The 23,155-nt window shown below is 65.5% G+C and carries 20 protein-coding genes and 1 pseudogene; 13 read left to right on the top strand and 8 right to left on the bottom strand.

The annotated features are described in order from the left end of the window. Nucleotides 1-132: 132 nt before the first annotated feature. Nucleotides 133-255: pseudogene (locus AB4Y43_RS10215) on the top strand (nitric oxide dioxygenase); the annotation flags it as partial. 59 nt (nt 256-314) lie between these two features. Here the strand turns inward: AB4Y43_RS10215 and AB4Y43_RS10210 are convergent. After that, nucleotides 315-1,187 (bottom strand): LysR family transcriptional regulator, encoded by an 873-nt coding sequence (locus AB4Y43_RS10210; RefSeq protein ID WP_069263452.1) that lies wholly within the window; start codon nt 1,185-1,187, stop codon nt 315-317. 104 nt (nt 1,188-1,291) lie between these two features. On the opposite strand from AB4Y43_RS10210, the gene AB4Y43_RS10205 reads away from it, so the two are divergent. The 5 genes from AB4Y43_RS10205 (at nt 1,292) to AB4Y43_RS10185 (ending at nt 7,302) form a co-directional block, all read left to right on the top strand. Then, a complete protein-coding gene (locus AB4Y43_RS10205) occupies nt 1,292-2,185 on the top strand; it encodes a CoA ester lyase (RefSeq protein ID WP_368602606.1) in 894 nt (297 codons plus the stop codon). Beyond that, a complete protein-coding gene (locus AB4Y43_RS10200) occupies nt 2,182-3,384 on the top strand; it encodes a CaiB/BaiF CoA transferase family protein (protein ID WP_368602607.1) in 1,203 nt (400 codons plus the stop codon). The genes AB4Y43_RS10205 and AB4Y43_RS10200 overlap by 4 nt, the downstream gene beginning before the upstream one ends. A gap of 67 nt (nt 3,385-3,451) precedes the next feature. Beyond that, the gene (locus tag AB4Y43_RS10195) at nt 3,452-4,327 is read left to right on the top strand and encodes an amidohydrolase (protein ID WP_368602608.1); all 876 of its coding nucleotides are present in this window, start codon (nt 3,452-3,454) and stop codon (nt 4,325-4,327) included. A gap of 78 nt (nt 4,328-4,405) precedes the next feature. Continuing rightward, nucleotides 4,406-5,773 (top strand): short-chain fatty acid transporter, encoded by a 1,368-nt coding sequence (locus AB4Y43_RS10190; RefSeq protein ID WP_368602609.1) that lies wholly within the window; start codon nt 4,406-4,408, stop codon nt 5,771-5,773. Nucleotides 5,774-5,817: 44 nt separating this feature from the next. Further along, on the top strand, nt 5,818-7,302 hold the full coding sequence (locus tag AB4Y43_RS10185; protein ID WP_368727739.1) for an MmgE/PrpD family protein: 1,485 nt from the start codon (nt 5,818-5,820) through the stop codon (nt 7,300-7,302). 18 nt (nt 7,303-7,320) lie between these two features. On the opposite strand, the gene AB4Y43_RS10180 is transcribed toward AB4Y43_RS10185, so the two are convergent. From AB4Y43_RS10180 to AB4Y43_RS10165, 4 genes are all read right to left on the bottom strand, one after another. After that, nucleotides 7,321-8,907, bottom strand: a complete 1,587-nt coding sequence (locus AB4Y43_RS10180; RefSeq protein WP_342948726.1) for a Na+/H+ antiporter — start codon at nt 8,905-8,907, stop codon at nt 7,321-7,323. Between the two features lie 55 nt (nt 8,908-8,962). Beyond that, on the bottom strand, nt 8,963-9,868 hold the full coding sequence (locus AB4Y43_RS10175; RefSeq protein ID WP_342948725.1) for a LysR family transcriptional regulator: 906 nt from the start codon (nt 9,866-9,868) through the stop codon (nt 8,963-8,965). A 92-nt stretch (nt 9,869-9,960) separates the two neighbouring features. Then, nucleotides 9,961-10,728, bottom strand: coding sequence for an SDR family NAD(P)-dependent oxidoreductase (locus AB4Y43_RS10170; RefSeq protein ID WP_368618197.1), 768 nt, complete (start codon nt 10,726-10,728; stop codon nt 9,961-9,963). Between the two features lie 41 nt (nt 10,729-10,769). Further along, nucleotides 10,770-14,300 (bottom strand): indolepyruvate ferredoxin oxidoreductase family protein, encoded by a 3,531-nt coding sequence (locus tag AB4Y43_RS10165; protein WP_368727738.1) that lies wholly within the window; start codon nt 14,298-14,300, stop codon nt 10,770-10,772. 140 nt (nt 14,301-14,440) lie between these two features. On the opposite strand from AB4Y43_RS10165, the gene AB4Y43_RS10160 reads away from it, so the two are divergent. Further along, a complete protein-coding gene (locus AB4Y43_RS10160) occupies nt 14,441-14,914 on the top strand; it encodes an Lrp/AsnC family transcriptional regulator (protein WP_069263434.1) in 474 nt (157 codons plus the stop codon). 209 nt (nt 14,915-15,123) lie between these two features. On the opposite strand, the gene AB4Y43_RS10155 is transcribed toward AB4Y43_RS10160, so the two are convergent. Then, a complete protein-coding gene (locus AB4Y43_RS10155) occupies nt 15,124-15,333 on the bottom strand; it encodes a DUF1059 domain-containing protein (RefSeq protein WP_069263432.1) in 210 nt (69 codons plus the stop codon). A 454-nt stretch (nt 15,334-15,787) separates the two neighbouring features. On the opposite strand from AB4Y43_RS10155, the gene AB4Y43_RS10150 reads away from it, so the two are divergent. The 5 genes from AB4Y43_RS10150 to AB4Y43_RS10130 all read left to right on the top strand — a co-directional run bounded on the left by AB4Y43_RS10150 (nt 15,788) and on the right by AB4Y43_RS10130 (nt 19,044). After that, the gene (locus AB4Y43_RS10150; protein WP_368727737.1) at nt 15,788-17,194 is read left to right on the top strand and encodes an FAD-binding oxidoreductase; all 1,407 of its coding nucleotides are present in this window, start codon (nt 15,788-15,790) and stop codon (nt 17,192-17,194) included. Nucleotides 17,195-17,228: 34 nt separating this feature from the next. Further along, a complete protein-coding gene (locus tag AB4Y43_RS10145) occupies nt 17,229-17,522 on the top strand; it encodes a GYD domain-containing protein (protein WP_069263426.1) in 294 nt (97 codons plus the stop codon). A gap of 270 nt (nt 17,523-17,792) precedes the next feature. Continuing rightward, nucleotides 17,793-18,167, top strand: coding sequence for a hypothetical protein (locus AB4Y43_RS10140; protein WP_368727736.1), 375 nt, complete (start codon nt 17,793-17,795; stop codon nt 18,165-18,167). A gap of 4 nt (nt 18,168-18,171) precedes the next feature. Further along, nucleotides 18,172-18,510 carry a hypothetical protein gene (locus AB4Y43_RS10135; protein WP_368727735.1) on the top strand — a complete coding sequence of 113 codons (339 nt, stop codon included), beginning with the start codon at nt 18,172-18,174 and terminating at the stop codon, nt 18,508-18,510. Nucleotides 18,511-18,591: 81 nt separating this feature from the next. Then, nucleotides 18,592-19,044 carry a lytic transglycosylase domain-containing protein gene (locus AB4Y43_RS10130; protein ID WP_069263579.1) on the top strand — a complete coding sequence of 151 codons (453 nt, stop codon included), beginning with the start codon at nt 18,592-18,594 and terminating at the stop codon, nt 19,042-19,044. Between the two features lie 49 nt (nt 19,045-19,093). Here AB4Y43_RS10130 and AB4Y43_RS10125 read toward each other — a convergent pair whose 3' ends face one another. Together AB4Y43_RS10125 and AB4Y43_RS10120 are read right to left on the bottom strand one after the other, a co-directional pair. Next, nucleotides 19,094-20,065, bottom strand: a complete 972-nt coding sequence (locus tag AB4Y43_RS10125; RefSeq protein WP_069263421.1) for a DUF6492 family protein — start codon at nt 20,063-20,065, stop codon at nt 19,094-19,096. 19 nt (nt 20,066-20,084) lie between these two features. Beyond that, nucleotides 20,085-22,103 (bottom strand): GumC family protein, encoded by a 2,019-nt coding sequence (locus tag AB4Y43_RS10120; protein ID WP_368727734.1) that lies wholly within the window; start codon nt 22,101-22,103, stop codon nt 20,085-20,087. Between the two features lie 391 nt (nt 22,104-22,494). Between AB4Y43_RS10120 and AB4Y43_RS10115 the strand changes: the two genes are divergently transcribed. Continuing rightward, nucleotides 22,495-23,148, top strand: a complete 654-nt coding sequence (locus tag AB4Y43_RS10115; RefSeq protein ID WP_368615663.1) for a polysaccharide biosynthesis/export family protein — start codon at nt 22,495-22,497, stop codon at nt 23,146-23,148. The last annotated feature ends 7 nt before the right edge of the window (nt 23,149-23,155 follow it).

Here is a 23,155-nt window from a genome sequence, read left to right as displayed (position 1 = left end):
GATAAATCGGCCGCCGCACCTCGTTGAATTCGAGCTTGCCGCAAACAGGATCTGTCAACGACGCGCCCGCATTCGATCACTTCGCGCGCGCTGATCGCAGCGGACGCCAGGGAGGAGGAAGCCATCAAGCAGATCAAGCAGGCGATCCTGCAACCCGACGCCGACTACTACATTTGCGGCCCCATTCCCTTCATGCGCATGCAGCACGATGCGCTCAAGAATCTCGGCGTTCACGAAGCCCGGATTCACTACGAAGATTCGCCGATGGAATGGCCAACGCTTCGCCATCCTTATCGTATAGAGCCCGCGCGCCCTCACCTGCGCAGCGCCTCGCCGGAACATTCGATCATCCCGCGAATCAAGCGGCTGCGTGCGGAAGCGCGCGACCACAGAATGCCGAAGCGTCGCGGCTCGGTTGCCTCGGCCAACGGCAGACGCGCGAGCCGCAAGCCCTTCGTAAGCGGCGTGCCGATATCGGGCACAAGCGAGACGCCAAGACCGCGATCCACCATCAGCGCTATCGCCATCAGCGAGTTCAGTTCGAACAGTTCACGCGGCGCGATCTTCGCACGGCGCAAATATTGGTCGGCCTGCTTGCCGCCGCCCAGCGCGCGATCGTAGCGAATGAACGGCTCGCGGCGCAGCAGGTCGTGCGGATCGGCGCGCGCGAACTTCGCCGGCGCGAGCACGACGATGGGCTCCTCGCGCAGCAGATGCCAGTCGTACGTCTTCGGCAGCGCGAAGGCGGGATGCAGGCAAATCGCCACGTCCACCTCGCCGCGCTGCAAGGCCTCGAAGAGTTCCATCGAGGTGCCCGCGCGTATCAGCAGCTTGACCTGCGGGAAAGCCGCGGCGAAGCGCGCCAGCACGTCGGGCAGCACGCTCAGCAGCGCCGACGTGATGGTCCCCACGCGCAGCTCGCCGCCCATTTCCTGCTCCTGCGCCAGCGCTTTCAACTCGTCGAAACCCCGCACGAGCGAGCGGGCGCGTTCCACCACGCGCTGGCCCGCCTCCGTGGGAATGACCGTGCGGCCCGCGCGCATGACGAGCGCCACGCCCAGTTCGCGCTCCAGCGCCTGGATTTGCTGCGCGATCGCGGCGGGCGTCACGCCCACGCGCCGCGCGGCCTCCGCCATCGACCCGCTCTCCACCACCAGCAGCAGGTTACTCAGGAAACCGGTGTCCATAAACGTAGCTTCTCTATGGTTTAAAGATAGATTCGCATAGTTTATCTAAATCGTTGCCGATCGTAGACTGCCCTTCAGTGGTGATCTATACGGAACGCATGGAGATGAGAAGCAAGTTGTTCGTGCCGGCATCGCGCCCGGAGCTGTTCGAAAAGGCGCTCGGCAGCGCCGCGGACGCGTTGTCGTTCGACCTGGAAGACTCGGTTGCCCCTGCGCGTAAACCCGAAGCGCGTGAGGCGCTGCGCACGCTACTCGTGTCGCCCGCCGTACGCGAGCGCGGCAAGGTGCTGATCGTGCGCGTGAACGCGCTCGACACGCCGTGGTTCGCCGACGATATCGTCGCCGTGGTTCAACCGGGCCTCGATTACGTGAATCTGCCGAAACCCGAATCCGCCGACGACGTGTGCGCCGCCGCTGCCGCGATCGAGCGCGCGGAGCGCGCCAATGGCGTGAGCCGCCCCGTGAAGCTGTTGCTCAACGTCGAATCGCCGCGCGCGCTGCGTGAAGCGGCGACGCTCGCCTCCGCGCATGCACGCGTGGCGGGCCTTCAACTGGGTCTTGGCGACCTGTTCGAGCCGCTCGGCATCGCGCGGCGCGACCCGGCGGCCATTCAGCAAGCCATGTTCAGTCTGCGGCTAGCCGCGGGCGAAGCAGGCGTATTCGCCTACGACTCGGCTTTCGCGAATATCAAGGATGCCGAAGGGTTTCGCGCCGAAGCCGAACTGGCCCGCTCGCTAGGCTTTCTCGGCAAGAGCTGCATCCACCCGAGCCAGATCGCGCTCGCCAACGACGTGTTCCGCCCTTCCGAAGAGGAAATCGCCCACGCGCTGCGCGTGGTGGAAGCGGCGCGCAACGCCGAACGCGACGGCGTGGGCGCTTATGTCGTGGACGGCAAGATGATCGACGCGCCTTTCGTCGAGCGCGCCCGTGCCCTCGTGCAGAGCGCCGAACGGCTTGGACTCATTGCATCCGCAACGTCGAGCGGGGTGCGCCAATGAGCCAGCCTGCCGCATCGAATGCAGCGCCGCGCGGCCCGCTCGCGGGCGTGCGCGTGCTCGACCTGAGCGCCTATATCGCGGGCCCGTATGGCTGCACCCTGCTCGCCGACCAGGGCGCGGACGTCATCAAGATCGAGCCGCCCACGGGCGACAATCTGCGCAAGTATCCGTCCACGCTCCAGGCCGAGAGCCGCGCCTTTCTCGGCGTCAATCGCGGCAAACGCGGGCTCGTGCTCGACCTGAAACAATCCCGCGCGCAGGAGGTGCTGTTACGCCTCGTCGAACAGGCCGACGTGCTCGTGCACAACTTTCGCCCCGGCGTGCCGGCACGGCTCGGCATTGCCTGGGAACAACTGCGCGAAGTGAACCCGCGGCTCATCTACTGCGCAGTCACCGGCTACGGCGACCAGGGCCCGAACAAGGACAAGGCCGGCTACGACCAGGTGCTGCAAACCATGACGGGCATGTGCGCGCTGCAGGGCAAGAGCGATGGCCCGCCCGAGATTCTTTACGGCTCGGTGGTCGACTACTACGCCGCCGCGCTCGTCGCAGCGGGCGTATCCTCCGCGCTGTTCGAGCGCGAGCGCAGCGGCGCGGGCCAGTACGTGGGCGTTTCGCTGCTGCGCAGCGCGCTCACCATGCAGTCCGCGCGCATGATCTGGGCCGACGACGAGCCGAAGGACGTTGGCCGCGACATGCGTTCGGGCGGCATCACCGGTATTCATCCCACGCGCGAAGGCTGGCTCTACATCTCCGCGAACACGCCGCATTTCTGGCAGGCGCTCTGCGAAAAAACCGGGCTCGCTGCACTCGCGCAGAACGAGCGTTACGATTCGGTGCGCAAACGTGCCGAGCATCGCGACGAGATCGTGCCGCAACTGCACGCCGCGTTGCAGGCGCGCAGCGCGCTCGAATGGGAAGCGCATTTTGGCGAGGCGGTGCCCTGCGCGGCGGCGCGCACCGTCGAAGACATGTTCGACGATCCCCAGGTGCTCGCAGAGGAGATGGTCACGCGCTACGACTATCCCGGCGTGGGCGCGTATCGCGGCTTTCGCGAGCCGATTCGCTTCGGCGCGACGCCTGCGCCGGACCCGATCGCCGCGCCCGCCTTCGGCGAGCACTCCGATGTGGTGCTGCGCGAGGCCGGCTGGAGCGATGCCGATATCGAACGATTGAGAAACGAGCACGCCGTGCTCTGAATACACAAAGCCGCATCCGCGCGCATCCATGCCTTTGGGTGCGCGCGGCAAACAAGGAGACAACGCGATGGAGCGTGAGCAGCATGTCCATACCATCGACGCCCCCAGGGCGCGCATAGCGGCGCCCGCCTTCGCGTGCGATTCGCACATCCACATCTACGATCGCCGCTTTGCGGCCTCGCCCGGCAACGGCGCGCATATCGTCGATCGCGCGACGGTCGAGGACTATCGACGCGTACAGGAACGCACCGGCACGCAACGTACCGTAATCGTCACGCCGCGGCCCTACGGCACCGATAACTGCGTGACGCTCGACGCGATCCGCCAGTTGGGCATCGACAATGCCCGCGGCGTAGCCGTCCTGCGCCCCGAAGTGAGCGACGCCGAACTCGACATGCTCGACCGCGGCGGCATACGCGGCATCCGCTTCACGTTGTACACGCCGCATCAGGCGGTCGTGACCTTCGACATGGTCGAGCCGCTTGCGCAGCGCATTGCCGAACTCGGCTGGCATGTGCAGTTGCACTGGACCGCCGACCAGATTGTCGAGCACGAAGCCTTGCTCACTCGCCTGCCCTGCAAGATGGTGTTCGACCACCTCGCGCGCCTGCCCCTGCCCGCGGGCACCGCGCACCGCGCGTATGGTGTGGTGCGCCGTCTGGCCGCTTCGGGGCGCGTATGGGTCAAGCTCTCGGGCGCCTACCTCGATTCGCAAGTGGGCCTCGCAGGCGGCTACGCCGACCTCGCCGACACAGCACGCGCATGGTCCGCGCTGCTGCCGGAGCGCACCGTGTGGGGCAGCGACTGGCCGCACGTGACGGAGGCGCACAAGCCCGACACCGCCGCGATCTTCGATCTGCTCGGCGCGTGGGTCGACGACGAAGCGGCGCGCAAGCGGATTCTCGTCGACAACCCCGCCGAACTCTACGGCTTCGCCCGATGAACTAGCGCCACTGCGCCCCCGATACAAACAGCCGCGCGCCAGGTACGTGCGGCCACTTTCAGCACCAGGAGACGAAACGTGAAGTCCACCGCTACCGCCGCACCCGTGCGCAAGACACGCTTTACCGACGCGACGATCAGCCTGTTCGAGCGCACCATTCCCGACCCGTTCGTGCTCGCGATTCTCATCACCGCGGTCGTGGCCGCGCTCTCGGCGATGTTCGCCCCGCATGCGACGCTCAACACGCTCGTGGTCGGGTGGTACAAGGGCTTCTTCAATATCCTCACGTTCGCCTTCCAGATCACGCTCGTCCTCGTCACCGGCCACGCCTTCGCTCACGCCGCGCCCGTGCAGCGCGTGTTCAAGGCGCTCGTGGGCATCGCCCGCACGCCGGTGCAGGCAGCGGCGCTCACCTTCCTGCTAGTAGCCGTGGCCTCGTTCTTCAACTGGGGCCTCGGTCTCGTGGTGAGCGCGCTGCTCGCGCGCGAAGTGGCCAAGCGTATGCACGTGGACTTCGCGTGGATCGTCGCCGCGGGCTTTTCGGGCTGGGTGGTGTGGGCGAGCGGCATTTCCAGCTCCATCGCACTCGCGCAGTCCACGCCGGGCAGCGCGATGAACGTCGTGCAAAAGCTCACGGGCGAAGTGCTGCCGTTCAACGACACCGTGTTCACGGCGTTCAACCTCGTACCCGTGGTCGTGATGCTGGTCGCCACGCCCATCGTGCTCGCACTGCTCAAGCCGCGCGATGAAGACGCCGTCGTGCTCGACATCGAGAAGAACCCCGACCCGGAACCGCGCAAGCGTCCCGAAGGCAAGCTGAGCTTCGCGAAGTGGCTCGAATACTCGTGGATCGGCAGCGCATTCATCGGCCTCGTGGGCGTGACGTTCCTCGTGCTCGCGCACATCGAGCACATCGAAGCGTTCTCCGGCGTGAACGCCGTGATCTTCGTGATGTTCATCGCGGGCGTGATCCTGCATGGCTATCCACTCGCTTACGCGGATGCGGTCAAGAACGCCGCCAAACAAACCGGCTCGATGATGCTGCAATACCCGCTCTACGGCGGCGTGATGGGCATGATGGACGCCACGGGCCTGCCCAACGTGATCTCGCACTTCTTCATCGCGATCTCGAACACGCACACGCTGCCGTTCTGGAGCTATGTGTGCTCGCTCATCGTCACGTTCTTCATTCCGAGCGGCGGCGGCCACTGGGCCGTGCAGGGCCCGTTCGTCGTGCCCGCGGCGATCGCGCTGCATGCTTCGATGCCCGCAACCACCATGGCCGTCGCCATGGGCGAGCAGGTCTCGAACATGATGCAGCCCTTCTGGGCCGCGCCCGTGGTCGCGATGGCGGGCATCGGCGTGCAGCGCGTACTGGGCTTCACGGTCATGACGTTCCTGCTCGGCACCGTGGTGTTCGGCGCGGCGCTGCTGCTGCTCGTTTGATGCGCATTCTTCCCTGAAACGAACAAAGAACAAGGAGACACCGCATGCAACGGCGTGCATTCATGGCGTCGCTCACGGCGCTCGCCGCGGGCGCGGGCACATTCGGCGGCATCGGCGCGGCGCGCGCTCAGAAGGTCGCTTCCGCATCGGCTTCGGCCACGATCGCGCAGCGGCTTGCGGCTTACGCCGCCTCGCTTGACTACGACGATCTCGATGCCGGTACGATCGAGGCGGTCAAGACCCACTCCGCCGACGCGCTGGGCTGCGGCATCGCCGCGCTCGGCGAGAAACCGGTGGGCATCGCGCGCCAGGTTGCGCTCAACTACGCGAGCGGCGACGGCCGGGGCGCAACCGTGCTCGGCACGCAGCGGCGCACGTCGCCCGACCTCGCGACCTTCGCGAACGGTGCGGCCATCCGCTATTACGACCTCAACGACGTCTATGCGGGCAAGGAAATCGGCCACCCGAGCGACAACATCGCCGCATGTCTCGCCCAGGCCGAGGCCGAAGGTGCGAATGGCCGCGATCTGATCGTCGCCATCGCTCTCGCCTACGAGATCGATTGCCGCCTCATGGACGCCGCTTCGATCAGTTCGCGCGGCTGGGATCACCCCATCTTCAGCCTGCCCGCGGCCGCGCTCGCGGCGGGCAAGCTCATGAAGCTCGACGAGCGGCAACTGGCCGAAGCGGTCAACCTCGCGCTCAACGGCCACCTCGCGCTGAACCAGACGCGTGTGCAGACCATGTCGAACTGGAAGGGTCTCGCCGATGCCGACGCCGCACGCAACGCCGTGTTCTCGGCCGCCCTCGCGCGCGACGGACTCACGGGCCCCGCGCCGATCTTCGAGGGCAACGCAGGGCTGTTCAAGCAGGTATCCGGCCCATTCAGCATCGACACGGCGAGCTTCGGCGGCAAAGGCCGGCCGTTTCGCATCAACGACTGTGCCGTGAAGTTCTACCCTGCGCAGGCGCTCACGCAAACGGCGATTGCTGCCGGCATCGACGTGGCGAAACAGGTGGGCGACCTCGATCGTATCGTCAGCATGGAGATTCGCACCTCGCACGAAGGCTACTTCTCGGCAGGCATGGACCCGCAGAAATGGGCCCCCGAAACGAGCGAGACTGCCGATCACAGCCTGCCCTACGTGACCGCGCGCGCCATGTTCGACGGCGATATCAGCCTGGCGAGCTATCGCACCGAAGCGCTCCATGACCCGAAGATCCGCGCCTTCATGCAAAGGATCAAGGTTGTAGAGGATCCCGAACTGACCCGGCTCTATCCGAAATATTACGCGACCATCGTAAGCGCCACGCTTACGGACGGACAAACCGTGTCGAAGCGCGTGGACGACATTCCAGGCTTCGCCACGCGGCCGATGCAGCGCGGCGACTTCGAAGCGAAGTTCCGCAAGAACGCGGTGCCAGTGATCGGCAAGGCGCGCGCCGACGATGCGCTAGGTTTTCTCTGGAGTCTCGATCAGCAGCGCGACCTCTCGAACCTGTTTGCGCCACTCGTCGTGCACGCCTGAAGAACGCGAGGGGAAGCGTCACCCCCTCCCGTGTCGCGCCGAAAGCTCCTCCAGATCGAGATCGCGTTCGAGCACGCGCAATAGTTCGTCGTGGATCAGGCCGGCGCGGTGCAGCTTCAACAGCTCCGCGCGTCCGGCCTCCACGGCGGCCAGCACGACATCGTAGTGCGAGGCACGCATCTCCTGCGGATAGCTCTCGGCGTTTGCAAAATTGCGCGTCAGGTTCGCACGATACGTGTACTGCTCCAGCAGCCGCGGGTGGATCACGCTGCCGTCCGGCCCATGGACGAGCGGCGTGATTGCCGCTAGCTGGGCGGCTTCGAGGCGCGCCCATGCCTGCGGCTCGTTGAGGTAGGGTTCCTCCCCTTCCGTATCGTTCGCAGGCCTGATCAGCTTGATGAGCGGCCCGATGGTCGTGCCTTGCAGCAGCACCGTGAACAGAATGACGGCAAATGCGGCGAAGAGAATGAGATCGCGGCCCGGCATCGCTTCCGGCAGCGCAAGCGCAATGGCCAGCGTGACCACGCCGCGCATGCCGGCCCAGCTCACCACCGTTGCGCCTCGAAAGTCCGCCGCTTTTACGCGGGTCGGTAACATCCGGTGCAGCGCGGTCCTGACGATCTCGATGCCATACGTCCACACGCAGCGCGAGACGACAACGGCGAGCACAACGGCCATTGCAGCGGGACCGAGCAGCGCGACAGCATTGCCCGTCCCGCCGAGGCGCAGCATGACCCCACGCAGCGAGAGGCCGATCAGCACGAAAACCAACGCCTCGAGCACGAAGACCATGACCTGCCAGAACGCCGTGCCGCGGCTGCGCACCGTGGCCGAAAAGATTTCGTGCTGATGCCAGCCTAGCTGCATGCCGCACGTGACCGTGGCGATCACACTCGAAACGCCCAGCATGTCCCCCGCGATATAGGCGATCCAGCCTGCAAGCACGGAGGCGGTGATGATCAGATACTCGTCCTGGAGCTGACGCAGCAGGCACACGACGACATAGCCCACGACAGCGCCGACCACAATGCCGCCCAGCGCGAGCCCGACGAAACTGAGCGCCGCATTCGGCTCGCTGAATACGCCCGTCAATGCCGCCGCGACGGCGAAGCGAAACAGCACGAGACCGGCGGCGTCGTTGAGCAGGCTCTCGCCTTCGAGCAGCACCATCAGCCGGCGCGGCAGCGCGAGCCGCTCGAGCACCGCTTTCGCGGCGACCGCATCGGGCGGCGAGACCACCGCGCCCAGTGCGAAACATGCGGCCCAAGGCAGTGACGGAACGGCCCAATGCGCGACCACGCCAACGGCCCACGTCGTGAATGCCACCGCGCCGATGGCGAAGAGCAGGATGGGCGCGAGGTGACGCTTGAAGTCGGACCAGACGAAGAAGTAGGCGCCGTCCATCAGCAAGGGCGGCAGAAACACGATGAGGACGAGGTCCGGGTCGATCACCACGGGCGGCAGGCCGGGCGCGAAGGCCATGGCGGCGCCGCCGACCAGCAGCGCGGCAGCGGGCGGCAGGCGCAGGCGCTTGGCGAGCAACTCGAGCGCGATGATGGCGATGAGCGAAAGGAGCACGAGCTTGAACGCCGACACAGCCGACATGACGCTTCCTTGTTTTTACCCAGGTACGGTGAGTGGAGGAGCGCGGCCGCCCCCTTCAATTCCCGCAAGCATGAATCAAAAACTGCTGCATCGCTCGCGCCGGATCGCTGAGCACGGCCCCAGGATGCCACAACATGCCCGCTTCCATCTGCGGAATGGCATCCTCGATGGCGCAAGCGTCGATGCGCTTGCCCTCCAGCGACCACGGCCTGAACACCATGTCCGAGAGTATCGTCACGCCGAAGCCATGCGCCACGAGCCCGCGCAGCGCCTCCATCGAACTCGTGCGAAACGCGATATTCGGCGCGACGCGCCTCTTTTTCCAGTAGCGCAGCGTCGAGGCCTCGCCCTCGTCCACCGTGAGCTGGATATAGGGGTAACGCGCGATGTCGCGCAGCGTGACGGTGCCCATCTGCGCGAGCGGATGAGTCGGCGCGGCCCACAACTGGCGGCGCGAACGCATCAGCAAGTGGTGACCGAAGCGCGCGCGCCGCTCCACATTGGAAAGCAACGCCACGCCAAGGTCGACTTTGCCCGCGAGCACCGCCTCCTCGATGGCCGGCCGGTCCAGATCGTGCAGATCGATCTCGATCTCGGGATAGGTCGCCCGAAACCGCGCGAGCAGTTCTGGCAGGAAGTAGCCGAGCAGCGTATAGGAGGCGGCCATGCGCACCGTGCCGCGCAAGCTGTGCGCGCGAAACGGCGCCTTGTGCAGTGCGTCGCGCACCGACTCCAGCACGTGGCGCGCGTGATTGAGGAAGTCCTGCCCGTCTGGCGTCAGTTCCACGCCCTGGGGCAAGCGCACGAAGAGCCGCGTGCCGAGCGCCTCCTCGAGCGCGAGCACCGCATTGGTGATCGCCGACTGCGAGACATGCTCGGACGTCGCCGCCATCGAAAACTGCCCGTTCTGCGCCGCCGCCACAAAGTAGCGGAACTGCCGCAAGGTCACGTCCTTGGCCATGTGCTTTTCGAATATCGTGAGTCGATGGTTCCGATTCTACGATACGTGGTCTTAAACGTGCCCGCAGCGGCCGGCCCCACACAAACCGGGTATCAGCGCGGCGCCATCCGCAACGCGCCATCGAGCCGGATCACCTCGCCGTTCAGATAGCGGTTGCCGACGATATGCTCGACGAGCGCCGCGAACTCCGCGGGCTGGCCAAGACGCTGCGGAAACGGCACGCCCGCGCCCAGCGCCTGCTGCACTTCGGCGGGCATGGCGAGCAGCATCGGCGTTTCGAAGATGCCGGGGGCGACGGTCACCACGCGAATACCGTTGCGCGCCAGTTCGCGCGCCGCCGGCAACGTGAGTGAAACGACACCACCCTTCGAAGCCGCATAGGCCGACTGCCCGATCTGGCCATCGTACGCGGCTACCGAAGCCGTATTGACGATCACGCCGCGCTCGCCGCCGGCATCCGGCGTATTGTTCGCCATCGCCACGGCGGCGAGGCGCATCACGTTGAAGGTGCCGATGAGGTTGACGCTCACGACCTTCGCGAACAGATCGAGCGAATGCGCGCCTTCTTTTCCGACGATGCGCTGCGCCGGCGCGATTCCCGCGCAGTTGACCACGCCATGCAGCGCACCGAAGCGCTGGGTGGCAAGCGCGATCGCCGCCTCGACGCTTGCCGCCAGCGTCACATCCACCTCGACGGCCAGTGCATGCTCGCCGCCGAGCGCCGCCGCGTCACGCGCACGGGCTACGTCGATATCGCCGAACACCACATTCGCGCCGCGTTCGAGCAGGTGTCGGCCCACCGCCGCGCCGAGTCCGGAACCGCCGCCCGTGATGAAAAACGTCTTGTCCTGCACAACCATTTGAGTCTTCTCCGTTGGTTATCGATTCGTTATCCGATCTTTCAAACCGTCTCGCCAGCCAGTTTCGCGCGATACTTTTCGCGCACGCCGCGCGAACGCTCGTAATTGCGCTCCTTGACGATACCGAAGCCTCGCACCGCACCCGGCACGCCAAGCAGGCCGACGGCTGCCGCCAGCGTCTGCTGCGTCAGTTTGCCGAGCACGAGGCGCACGTCTTCCTCGAATTCGGCGATCATCGCGCGCTCGATCACGCGGTCGCGCTGCCGTGCAAACGGATCGAGCGCCGTGCCGCGCAGCGCCTTGCCGTGCTTGAGTACGCGCAGCAGCGGCTCGGCCCACACGCCGCGCAGCGCGATCTTGTTGCGGCGCCCGGTTTGCGCATCGCGGCGCGTGAGGAGCGGCGGCGCCATGTGGAACGTCTTCCTGGCCGCAGTGCCATCGAACAACGCGGACAGGTACGCGCCGAAGCCGCCATCGGTGTGCAGGCGCGCAACCTCGTACTCGTCCTTGTAGGCGAGCACCTTGAAGTATTGGCGTGCCGCCGCTTGCGCAAGCGCACCGCTCGCCCCTTCGATCGCGCGCTCTGCCTGCGCGACGGCATCGACCAGCGCGCGATAGCGCTTCGCATAGGCGGCGTTCTGGTACAGCGTGAGATCGTGCTCGCGCTCGGCCACGAAGCGAGCGAGATCGAACGGCGTGTCAGCGACCGCTAAGTCCGCTCCCGTCACGCGTTCGAGCGCGCGAGCGTCCTGTGCGATCAAACGACCCCAAAGGAACGCGCGTTCATTCATCTTCACGGCCGCGCCATTGAGCCCGATTGCCTGCAGGATCGATGCTTCGCTAAGCGGCACGAGCCCCGACTGATACGCGTAGCCCACCATCATCATGTTCGAAGCGATGGCGTCGCCGAAAATCGCTTCTGCCGCCGCCGTGCAGTCCCAGAACACCGTGCCGTCCGCGCCCATCGCGCTCTCGATCGCCGCCTGATGCACGGCTTTGCTCACGGGCAGATCGCCGTCGCGCACGAAGTCGGCGGTCGCGTTGATGCGCTCGTTCACGATCGCGCGCGCGCCGCTGCCCGGCAGGCGCGAGAGCGCGCCCAACGATGCCGCCACCACGGCGTCGCAGCCCAGCAGCACGTTGGCCGCATGCGCGCCGATACGCGAGGTGGTGATGAGCCCGCGGCTCTGCGCGATCTGCACGTGGCTCAACACCGCGCCGTTCTTTTGCGCGAGGCCCGTGAAGTCGAGCGTCGAGGCGCCGCGCCCTTCGAGGTGCGCGGCCATGGCGAGGATCGCGCCGATCGTCACGACGCCCGTGCCGCCCACACCCGTCACAACCATGCGCAGGTGTTGCTCCAGCGCCTGCGGCACGCGCGCGGGCGGTGCGAGCGTGGCGCGCAGTTCCGCTTCGATGCGCTGAATGCGCGCGGCGTCCGGACGCTTCGGCTCCATGCCCTCCACCGTCACGAAGCTCGGGCAAAAGCCCTTCACGCACGAGGTGTCCTTGTTGCAACTCGATTGGTTGATGGCCCGCTTGCGGCCCAGCTCCGTTTCGAGCGGCTCGATCGCGATGCAGTTCGACTGCACGGAACAGTCGCCGCAGCCTTCGCAGACGGCCGGATTGATCACCACACGCGTGGGCGGATCGATCAGCTTGCCGCGCTTGCGGCGGCGGCGCTTTTCGGCGGCGCAGGTCTGGTCGTAGACGATCACCGAAACGCCCTTCTGCTCGCGCAGGCGGCGTTGCAGCGTATCGAGCGCGTCGCGGTGCGAGAGCGTCACGCCCGCAGGCAACGCCTGCGAGCCCGCGTACTGCTCGGGCCGGTCGGTCATCACGGCGACTTCGTTCACGCCTTCGGCCCGGACCTGCGCCACCACGCGATGCACGGTGAGGCCGCCCTCGGCGGGCTGGCCGCCGGTCATTGCCACCGCATCGTTGAAGAGGATCTTGTAAGTGACGTTCGCGCGCGCCGCCACGGCCTGGCGGATCGCCAGGCTGCCCGAGTGCTGATAGGTGCCGTCGCCGAGATTCACGAACAGATGCGGCATGTCCGTGAAGGTCGACATCCCGACCCACTGCACGCCTTCGCCGCCCATCTGGCAAAACGTCGCCGTGTTGCCCGCCTCGCCGAGCGCCATGATGTGGCAGCCGATACCGGCCGCGGCATGCGAGCCGTCGGGCAGACGCGTCGACGTATTGTGCGGGCAGCCCGCGCAGAAGAACGGCTTGCGGGTGAGCGGTTCGCCTTGCGGCGCTTGCGCGAGCGCGATCACGCGCTGCGCGCCCGAACGCGCATGGGTTGCGCCGGTAGCGACGAACGGCACATCGACTTCGACGTGCCGGAAAAACCGCTGCAGTGCGTGCGCGAGCTGCTCGGGTGCGAACTCCATCGCGGCGGGCAGCAGCGGCTCGCGCTCGCCGAGCGTCTTGCCGTGCACGGACGGCCGCTCGTCGGCCCGCACGTTGAAGAGTGCTTCCTTGATCTGCCGCTCCACGAACGAGCGCTTTTCCTCTACGACGAAAAGCGCCTGCATGCCGCGCGCAAACGCCTTGAGCCCTTCCGTTTCGAGCGGCCAGATCATGCCGACCTTATAAAGCCCGATACCGAGTTGTTCGAGGCGCTCGGCCGTGAGCCCCAGCGCCTCGAACGCGGCCAGCACGTCTGCATGCGCCTTGCCCACCGTCACGATGCCCACGCGCGCCTGCGCGGGGCGCAGCAACGCGCGGTCGAGCGGATTCGCCCGCATGAAGGCGAGCGCGGCGGGCAGGCGCTCTTCGAGCACGCGGCGCTCCAGTTCGGCGCGCTCCGCCGGCCAGCGCAATTGCGGGTCGTAGTTGAAGCCGCGCTTCGGCGGCACGGCGATGTCGGCGGGCAAGCGCAACGGCACGCCGCTGCCCACGCGCATCGAGCGGCCGCTTTCCACCGTCTCCGTAATCGCCTTGAAACCGACCCACAGTCCGCTGAAACGCGACAGCGCATAGCCGGTGAGCCCGTACTCGATGTATTCCTCTACCGACGCCGGAAAGAGAATCGGCATCATCGCGCCTTCGAAGACGTGGTCCGTCTGGTGCGGAAACATCGACGACTGCGCCGCGTGGTCGTCGCCGGCCACCGCCAGCACGCCGCCGTGCCGCGCGGTGCCGAGCATGTTGGCGTTGCGGAACACGTCGCCGGTGCGGTCCACGCCCGGCCCCTTGCCGTACCACATCGAGTACACGCCTTCCACACGTTTGCCGGGAAACGCGTCGAGTTGCTGCGCGCCCCACAGCATGGTCGCGCCGAGGTCTTCGTTCAGGCCCGGCTCGAAGCGCACGTCGAAGTCCGCGAGCAGTGCCTCCTGGCGCCACAGTTCCTGATCGAATCCGCCGAGCGGCGAGCCGCGATAGCCGGAGACGAGACCCGCCGTTTTCAGCCCGGCAAGGCGGTCCGCGCGCGCCTGTTCGATCAGGATGCGCACGAGCGCCTGGGTGCCGGTGAGAAAGACCGCGCCGTCCTCGCGCAGGTAGCGGTCTTCGAGTCGATAGTCCGTATCGATCTGGCGATCGGTCTCGACGGCTCGCATGTTCATGGTGTCTCCGCTGTTCGACTTGTGGGTATTAGCGGATTCTAGGTATCCAATAGCGGCGATTCGTGCCAAACTGAGCCACATTTTGTTCATCAATTAGCAACACTCGCCCCAAATTCAACTTTTTCAGGGAAAGCTGGCCAATGAAATTCGACCGCGTGGATGTGGCCATCCTGCACGCCCTGCAGCGCGACGCGCACGTGAAGTCCGCCGACCTCGCGGAATCGCTCGGGCTTTCGCTTTCACCGTTCTACCGGCGCATCCGTATGCTCGAAGAGCGCGGCGTCATCACGCAGTACGTCACGCTGCTCGATCAGGAGAAAGCGGGCTTTCCCGTCAACGCCTATGTGTCGGTGGCAATCGAGAAGAAGAACGAGACACGGCTAGCCGCGTTCGAGCGCGCGATCTCGAACTACGACGAGGTGATGGAGTGTTATTTGATGACGGGCGCGTTCGACTACATGCTGCGCGTGGTGGCGAGCGATATTGCGGGCATCGAGCGTTTCGTCATGACGCGCCTCACCAAGATCGAGGGCGTGCGTGACATTCACACTTCCGTGGCGCTGCGCCGCGTGGAGTACAAAACCGAGCTGCCGGTGCGCGTGCGCGACGAGTGACGCGCGGTGCAATGCTGCGGTTCAGGATGTCGAAGGAATCACTGCTTAGCGAGGGCGTTCACGCCTTTTGCCCCGTCTTGCGGCGCGCGCCTGCGCCGTGAGCAGCGCGGCGGTGCGCTGTTCGAGCCACGTTGCGGCGCTGCGTTTTCTCGTGCGCCTCGGGGGGCAGGCGCACCGGCCGGCACATTGCATGCCGGGCCGGTTTCTCGTCATGAACGTGGCGATATTTCGGGCGGCGAGCCCTCATGAAAGAGCTGGCTGAGTTGCGCGCGCAGTTCGGGCGAATCGGCGTGACGATGCACGCTCACCGCGTGTTGCACGGCAGCTTCCAGAAGCTCCGAATCCGAGTCCGCCGAGATAGCAACCGTGCAGTTCATCTCACTGGGAAACTCCCTGCAGTCAATGTACTTTCGCGTCATGGTGGAACCTCTCGCTGGGCGGGTAAAAAAACAGGCACGCATGCAGGCCGCGCGCGTGAAAATTATAGAATCCATGCATTGTGCTTGCTAAACTATTAAAGCGAATCCAGACGCGACAATAATCTGAATTAATTGCACGTTTTTTTATCAAGCTGCGTAATTTAGGTTATCTAATGAATCGACGAGGCTCGGTGGCTGCCTGGGTGCAATCCAGATTGTCACAAAGCGCTCGCCGCCCGGCCCCTCGCGGTCCGGCCAGAGGCGGCCCCCGCCGCCCTTTGCGAAAGCCCTTCCTTCCCGCTTTCCCGACCGGACGCACGCCGCGTCACGCGCGTGCGTCAGCCGCATTGATTCGACAATTGAAGCGGTCGCCTGCAGTTCCGTTCAGTCCATGAAAACGCACGTCCGGCTAATGGCGCGCGTTTGTCCGATCCGTTGAATTGAGAGGTGTGCCATGTCGAGCCTGTCGAGCGAATCCATCGCCACATTGAAAAGCGCGCTGCGCGGCGAAGCCCTGCAACCCGGCGACGCGGCCTACGAAGAAGCCCGGCAAATCTGGAACGCGATGATCGAGCGCCGCCCCGCGCTCATCGTGCGCTGCCGGGGTTGCGCCGACGTGCGCCAGACCGTGGCGCTCGCGCGTGAAAGCGGCCTACCGCTCGCCGTGCGCGGCGGCGGCCACAATATCGCAGGCAGCGCGCTATGCGACGGCGGCATCGTGATCGATCTCTCGCTGATGAAGTCGGTCAGAGTCGAGCCCGCCACACGCCGCGCGTATGTGGAGCCCGGCGCCACGCTGCACGATTTCGACCACGAAGCGCAGGCATTCGGCCTCGCTACGCCGCTCGGCATCAATTCGACGACGGGCGTCGCGGGTCTCACGCTGGGCGGCGGCTTCGGCTGGCTAAGCCGGCGCTTCGGCATGTCGGTCGACAACCTCGTCGCCGCCGACGTCGTGACCGCCGACGGCAACCTGCTGCGCGCGAGCGCCGAAGAAAACGCCGACCTCTTCTGGGCGCTGCGCGGCGGCGGCGGCAACTTCGGCGTGGTGACGATGTTCGAGTTCGCGCTACACCCCGTCGGTCCCGAGATCTACGGCGGACTGGTCGTGCTGCCGTTCGACGCCGCGAAAGAAGCGCTGACACACTACCGCGAAGCGGCCGAAGCGATGTCCGAAGACCTGACCGTGTGGAGCGTGTCGCGTCTCGCGCCGCCGCTGCCGTTCCTGCCGCCCGAGGTGCACGGCAAGCCCGTCATCGTGTTCGCGATCTGCTATTCGGGGCCGCCGGAAAACGGGCCGAACGCGGTGGAGGCCGTGCGGCGCTTCGGACCACCGTGTGGCGAACATCTCGGGCCGATGCCCTATGCCGCGTGGCAGCAGGCGTTCGATCCGCTGCTCACGCCGGGCGCCCGCAACTACTGGAAATCGCACAATCTCGACGCGCTGCCCGACGGCCTCATCGACACGCTGATCGACGCCATCGCCGCGCTGCCCTCGCCGGAGTGCGAAATATTCTTCGGGCAAATTGGCGGCGCGACCCTGCGCGTCGCGCCCGATGCGATGGCCTACCCGAATCGCGACGCGCTCTACGTCATGAACGTGCACGGCCGCTGGAGCGATCCCGCCGACGACGCCCGCTGCGTCGCCTGGGCGCGCGGCTTCTTCGAAGCTTCCGCGCCTTATGCGCTCGGCAGCGTCTACGTGAACTTCCTCACCGACGACGAACGCTCGCGCGTCGAGGCGGCCTATGGTCCGAACATGAGCCGTCTCGTCGCCGTCAAGACGAAATACGACCCGCACAATCTTTTCCGCCATAACCAGAACATCCGGCCCGAAGGGTCGGCCGAGGGAAGCCAGTAATCCGCGTTTCGATGTCATCGTAAGGGGAATCGTCATGTCGACTTATGTGGTGCTTGCGCAGTTCACCGACCAGGGTATCCGCGCCGTCAAGAACAGCGCGCAACGGGCCGGTCAGGCAGCGGAACTCGCCAAAACTTTCGGCTGTGAAATGAAGCAGATCTACTGGACGCTCGGGAAGTACGACATCGTCACGGTCATCGAAGCGCCCGACGAGGAAAGCTTCATGGCGTTCGGCCTCGCGCTAGGGTCGCTCGGCAATATCCGCACGCAAACGCTGCGCGCCTTGAGCAAGGATGAGTTCACGGCGGTTCTCGGCAAGCTCAATTAATGAGCGCCGGCGCGCGGCACCCGGGCCGGTGCCGCGCCGCCATTCATCATTCTTCATACCTATTCGCCGCACGCGCGGCGCATTCCTCCCGCCAGATTGGGGGAGGCAGTTCCCTGCCCGAACACACCATGGCGCGCGAGCAACCTTCCGGGAAGCCGCATTGCGCGAGCGAAGTCTTTCTTTTTGGCAAACGTTTGCCTCTCGGGTATCAAGTCCGCGCGCGCGAGGCCGACAACGCGTACATCGCCACGAATTTTTGGAGACCCGGACGTGACGCGCGTTTTGCTTTTACTTACCGTAATGGTTGTGACAGGCTGCGCGCAACTGCAGCCGCCCACTACGGCACAAACCGGGAAACCCGCCGAGTCGAACGTCATCATGAAGTTCGACATTCCCGCCGATGCACTAGGCGCGCACGACCCGCAACTGAGCGCCGTGCTCGCCAAGGCCGGCGCGCTCGCCGCCGCGCAAAAGCAGTCCACCGTGATCCGCGTGACGGCGCTGGGCGAGGACTTCAAGTACATCAATCAGGCCATCTGGCGGGGCGTGCCCGCGCGAGGGCCCAAGCCCGCGCTAGAAAACCTGACGGCTGGCGCGAACCAGACGTACAGCGTCTCGATCGAACCGATGCATGCTGGGAGCTGACACGATGCGTCCGATCGTTCTCGCCGCTGCACTCGGCCTAGGTAGCGCCGCCTGGGCGGGCCAACCCGCCGCCAGCGCGCCCGCCTCCACCGTCGTTGCCGCTGCCGCCATGCCTGCCGCCGACAAGGTCTATCCGCCGCTGCCCTCGCTCGCCATGCTGCCGCCCGCAACCGGCGACGACGACGAGGCTCCCGCGCCGCATTCGTCGTCGCACAACAAGAAGAAGACGCGTCAGCGCGATTGCCACTGCGCCATGCCCACGCCGCGTCTCGTTGTCTCCGACACCTCGCGCGCCTATCTCAAGGACATCGAGCAGAAACTCGATTCCGCTCTCGCGCAGTGACGTCGCGCATTGACGCCCAACCCGGAGCTTCGACCCATGCAGCAGAAGACCAACGCCCTGCGCCAGCTACGATCGCGAGTCATGCGCGCGTGGGTCGCGATCATGAGCCTCGCGGCGCTCGGCGCGACGCTCGCGCATGCCGCGCCGCCTGCCGACGAATGCTTCGAAAAGGCCGGCGCCTACCAGGGCGTGAATCCGCTCGTGCTGCGCGCCGTAGCGTGGCGTGAATCGAAAGGCGACGCGGCGGCCATCAATCACAATGCGAACGGCTCGATCGACGTCGGCCAAGCGCAGATCAACTCGATCCACTTTTCGGAGCTTTCGCGCGAGGGCATTCCGCACGGCGCCCTCACGGACCCGTGCGTGAATATTTTCGTGGCCGCCTGGCTGCTCAAGCAAAAGATGGTGCGATACGGCAACACATGGCGCGCGATTGGCGCATACCACTCGGAGTCGCCGCACGAGCGCGATGCCTACGCGCGCAGCATTCAGGCCATTCTCGTGAGCTGGGGCCACCTGCAGCCGGGGCGATGAACGAAGCGCCCTGCGTCGCTTCCTATTCGTTGCAGGCGCAACGATCGCTTTAGCCGCGCAGCTTGTTCAACAGCTTGAGCCCGCGGCGCGCCATGGCCGAATAAAGCTCGGCGCCCTTGAGCGCTGGGTCGACATGGCGCTCGTAAGGCTGCAGCGTGATCGGGAAATACGGCGCAAGCTTCTCCACCACGCGCTGTGGCGAGATGTGCGTGTTGCTCTGGACCACGGCGAACATGCCGTCGCTTTCCGGCGCGAGGTGGCGGGCCTCGCTCCAGCCTTCCATCTTGTCGGCAAACCAGACGCTTTCGTCGGCGTGCAGCGCGCGCTGGCCCGGTTTCGGGCCCGTGTGGTACTGCTCCAGCAGCCCTTCGTGTTCCGCGTTGAGCCAGTAAAGGGTGTATTCGGTCCAGTCGAGTGCGTAATTGGCGAGCAGCACGCGCCGCCAGTCGGTGCCGTGCAAAGCCGCCAGGCGCTGTTGCAGGCTCAGACACAACGTGCGCGACAGGATGGCCGGCGTCCACCAGATGCCGTCGCGCGCGAGTTGCGGATCGAGATTCAACAGCTTCGCCGAAGCCTCCCAGTAATACGGCTCGACCGTGCGCGGCTGAACATGCGTGAGCGCCCGACCGTCGAGAATCAGCGTATCCGCGCTGAAGCGATGCGTGGCGAAGCAGTCGGGGTCGAGCACGAGGAAATACTCGGTCTCGATCCATTCGGGTGCATTCAGCTTGATGATCTGCTGCCGGTGCCAGTTGCGGATCTGATGACGCTGCGAGAACTCCGCAAAAATGCCCATGTACAGCGATTCGTCGACCACTTCGATGGGGAAATCGGACCACGCTTTCGCGTAGCCCTTGACCTCTTCGAGTTCGTCGTGCGGCACGACGATGACGAAACGGTGAAACGTCCTGGGCGTCGTGAAGTGACGCAGCGACGAGAAGAGGATGTCGCAACGGCCGATATTGTCGGCGTAATGCCGTCCCCGCGTCTTCACCGGCAGGATCGCGCTGATCTGGTGCATGGCAGTCAGGTCCCGAATGTTAGAAGAATCGGTAAATGAAGTTCGGGATATAGCCGCGCCGATGCGTCAGCGCAATGCCGATCAGCCTGCCGCCCGCGTCGAGCAGCTGCGTTTTCAGGCCGAGGACCACGGGCTTGCGCGACACCTCTGCGCGCACCGCCATGACCGTGGCGTCCGCCAGCGCCGCGTTTTCGATGCCGGCGAACGACTGGCTCGCGGGCGGCGCATGCACGACGATGTAGTCGTGCGCCTCGCGCAGCGTATTGAACAGGGTCGTGGTCTGCTGCCACGAAGTCGGGAACGTGCCGCTCTCCGGCCGCGCGACGACGATGTTGTGCCGCTCGACGCTTTCGAACACGAGGCCGCTCGAAGCCGCGATCTCCGTGGGCGCCGCGCTCGCCGCACGGCTTTGCCCGCCGTGTCCCGACCACGTCAGCAGGCCCTGCGCGTTCGGCGGGCCATAGAGCGGCGAGTCGGCGCCGGAAGCCATGTCGAGAATGAGGACCGGCTTGGTCGTGCGATGCTCGAGTTCGACGGCGAGGCCGCGAATCACCGAAAGCAGCCCATCGTTCTTGCCGAACGAGAGCGCCATGACCATCTTGGCGGGCGAGTCCGTGCTCGCGTTGATGGCCGCGATCATGCGGCCATACGCCATGTGCGCGGGCCGGCTCGCCGCTTTGGCCGCGTCGGCCGAGGCCCCCGCGGCGCCGGGTCGGCGTGCGCCGCCGCCGAGCATCACCGGCGCGTTCAGCACCGGCAGCAGCAGAGAGCGCTCGGCCTGCTCCGGACTCAGGAAGGTCTCGCGCAGGCTCGCCATGACGAGCACGACGAGCGCCGAAATCAGCAGACCCGCCGCCACGCTCGCCGCAATGATGAGGCTGGCCGACACGCTGCGCTGCGAAGGCGGGAACGGCGCCTGGATCACGCGCACGTTCGTGCTGTTCACCTGGCTCACCTGCCCCTGCTGGATCTTCGCCAGCTCGACCTGGCGCGAACGGTCCTTGAAGCTGTCGGCCAGAATGTCGCGCGTTGCCTGCAGCTGGCGCATCTGGCTGGAGATGTCGCTCAGGCTGCGCAGCTTCGCGCGCGTGTCCTTGATCTGCTCTTCGAGCGCCTGCTGGCGCGCGGTTTCGCCCGCGATGCTCGCGTTCAGTGCGGCCAGCCGCCCTTGCACCACGTCGTAGTAATCGTTGTGGCCGTAGCGCGTGGCCGTGGCCATTTGAGCCTTGCGTCGCGCGATGCTCGCGTGCATGTCGGCGATCTGCTGATCGAGCTGCTGCACGAACGGCGAGCTGTCCATGTAGCGCGAGGCGAAATCGGCGCGGCGCGCTTCGAGCTGCATCAGCGAAAGCTGCATCGTGTCGAGCGCATGGGCGGCCTCGGAGTCGTCGGTGAAGATCGGGATCGTGGCCTTGACCCCCTTCGAGGACGCCTGCTCCGACTTCAGTTCGCCGCGATGCTGCGCGAGCGACGTGTCGTTCTCGAGCTTTTGCTGAACCAGTTGGCTTTCGAGCAGCACGGCGCGCGAGGTCTGGTCGTCGATATTGACGATGCCGTGCGTTTTCTGGAACGCGAGCAGGTCGGCATCGGCTTTTTTCAATTGCCTTGCGACTTCGTCGCGCTGACCAGTGAGGAAATCGACGCGGCCGGACGTGAAAATCGTCGCGCGCCGGCGGAAGTACGTGTCGAGCAGACGCGAAAGCGCATCGGCTGCTTCCTTGGGATCGGCGTCGTAATACGTGAGGTTGATGGTGCTCGCGAGATCGTTTTGCTCGATATGCAGCCGATGCTCGAATTCCTGCAAATGGCTGTCGATTTCCTGTTCGCTTGCGTTCGGCCCCAGTTTCGCGATCACCACGTCGCGATGCAGTTCCGGGCTGCTGAGGATCTGCGCTTCGACGCCGTCGAGCTGGCCAATGGCGGGCTGCACCGCGGCGCCGCCATTCGGGTTGTTCGACTGGTCGTAATATCCTGCAAGGAGTACGAGCAAAGTCGACTGCGCCCGGTAAGGCATGGGCACCAGAAGCGCAACCGCCACGCCGATCGCCACAACGGAAAGAAATACCGCTGTTGCAACCTTGCGATAATAAAAAAAGGTGTTGAGATAGTCCCGGACCGTCAGTTCGACAACAGCCGCCTTCCTTTCAGGCCTTGTTCTAGTAGTAATAACCATACAGGTGCGGTTCCAGGCCAACAGTGAAGATTCGACGGCGCATATAATACGTAAGAAAACATCCAGGATGTCGCGTTAAACTGACATCCGCGAAAAAATCGTGCGAGTTCCACCCTTCATTAACGGCAATTCCTGCCGTTACTTGACAAGAGATCAGGAACCGCAAGCCACCGCTTCACCCACGCGCCCGATGAACATACTCCGACCAGCCTGCGTCCTCGGGCTGATAACGCTTACCGCCTGCACCCAGACCTGGGTGGAGCCGCAATTCCAGCAGCGGGCGCAATTCGCCGCGTGGTCGCAAGCCTCGCCGGGCGTCTATCGCATCGAACCCGGCGACGACCTCTCGGTCGTCATGCCTTTCAATGCCGAGCTGAACTTCCGCGGTTCGGTCGCGCCGGACGGCGGCCTGACCATGCCGTTCGCGGGCACGATCCCGGCGGCAGGGCTCACGGTCGCCCAGCTCGGCGACGCCATCGACAAGGCGCTTGCTGCCAACGGCATGGCGAAGAACGCGCACGCTTCGGTTGCCATCGTGCAGTCGGCCGCTAAAATCTATGTGGCCGGCCAGGTCGCGCGCCCCGGCGAAATCGCGCTGCACACGGGCATGAGCGTGCTGCAGGCCATCGCCGCCGCGCAGGGCTTGCTCGACACGGCGCGCACCAACGAAGTCGTGCTGATTCGCCGCAGCCCCGATGGCCGCCCGATGCTGCGCACGATCGACCTCGACGCGCTCACGCATCGCGGCGACCCGGCGCAGGACGTCATCCTGCAGGCCACCGACACGATCTTCGTGCCGAAGTCCTCGATCGCCGAAGTCGACCAGTGGGTCGATCAGTACATCGACAAGGTCATTCCGTTCCAGCGGGGCTTCGACTACACGATCTCGAACAATCCCACGACGTACTAAGCCTGCT

The organism is Paraburkholderia sp. BR10872 (genome assembly GCF_040965835.1).
GTDB classification, from domain to species: domain Bacteria; phylum Pseudomonadota; class Gammaproteobacteria; order Burkholderiales; family Burkholderiaceae; genus Paraburkholderia; species Paraburkholderia nodosa_A.
The sequence above is the reverse complement of the archived record's forward strand: the minus strand, read 5'-3'. Positions and strand labels throughout refer to the sequence as shown.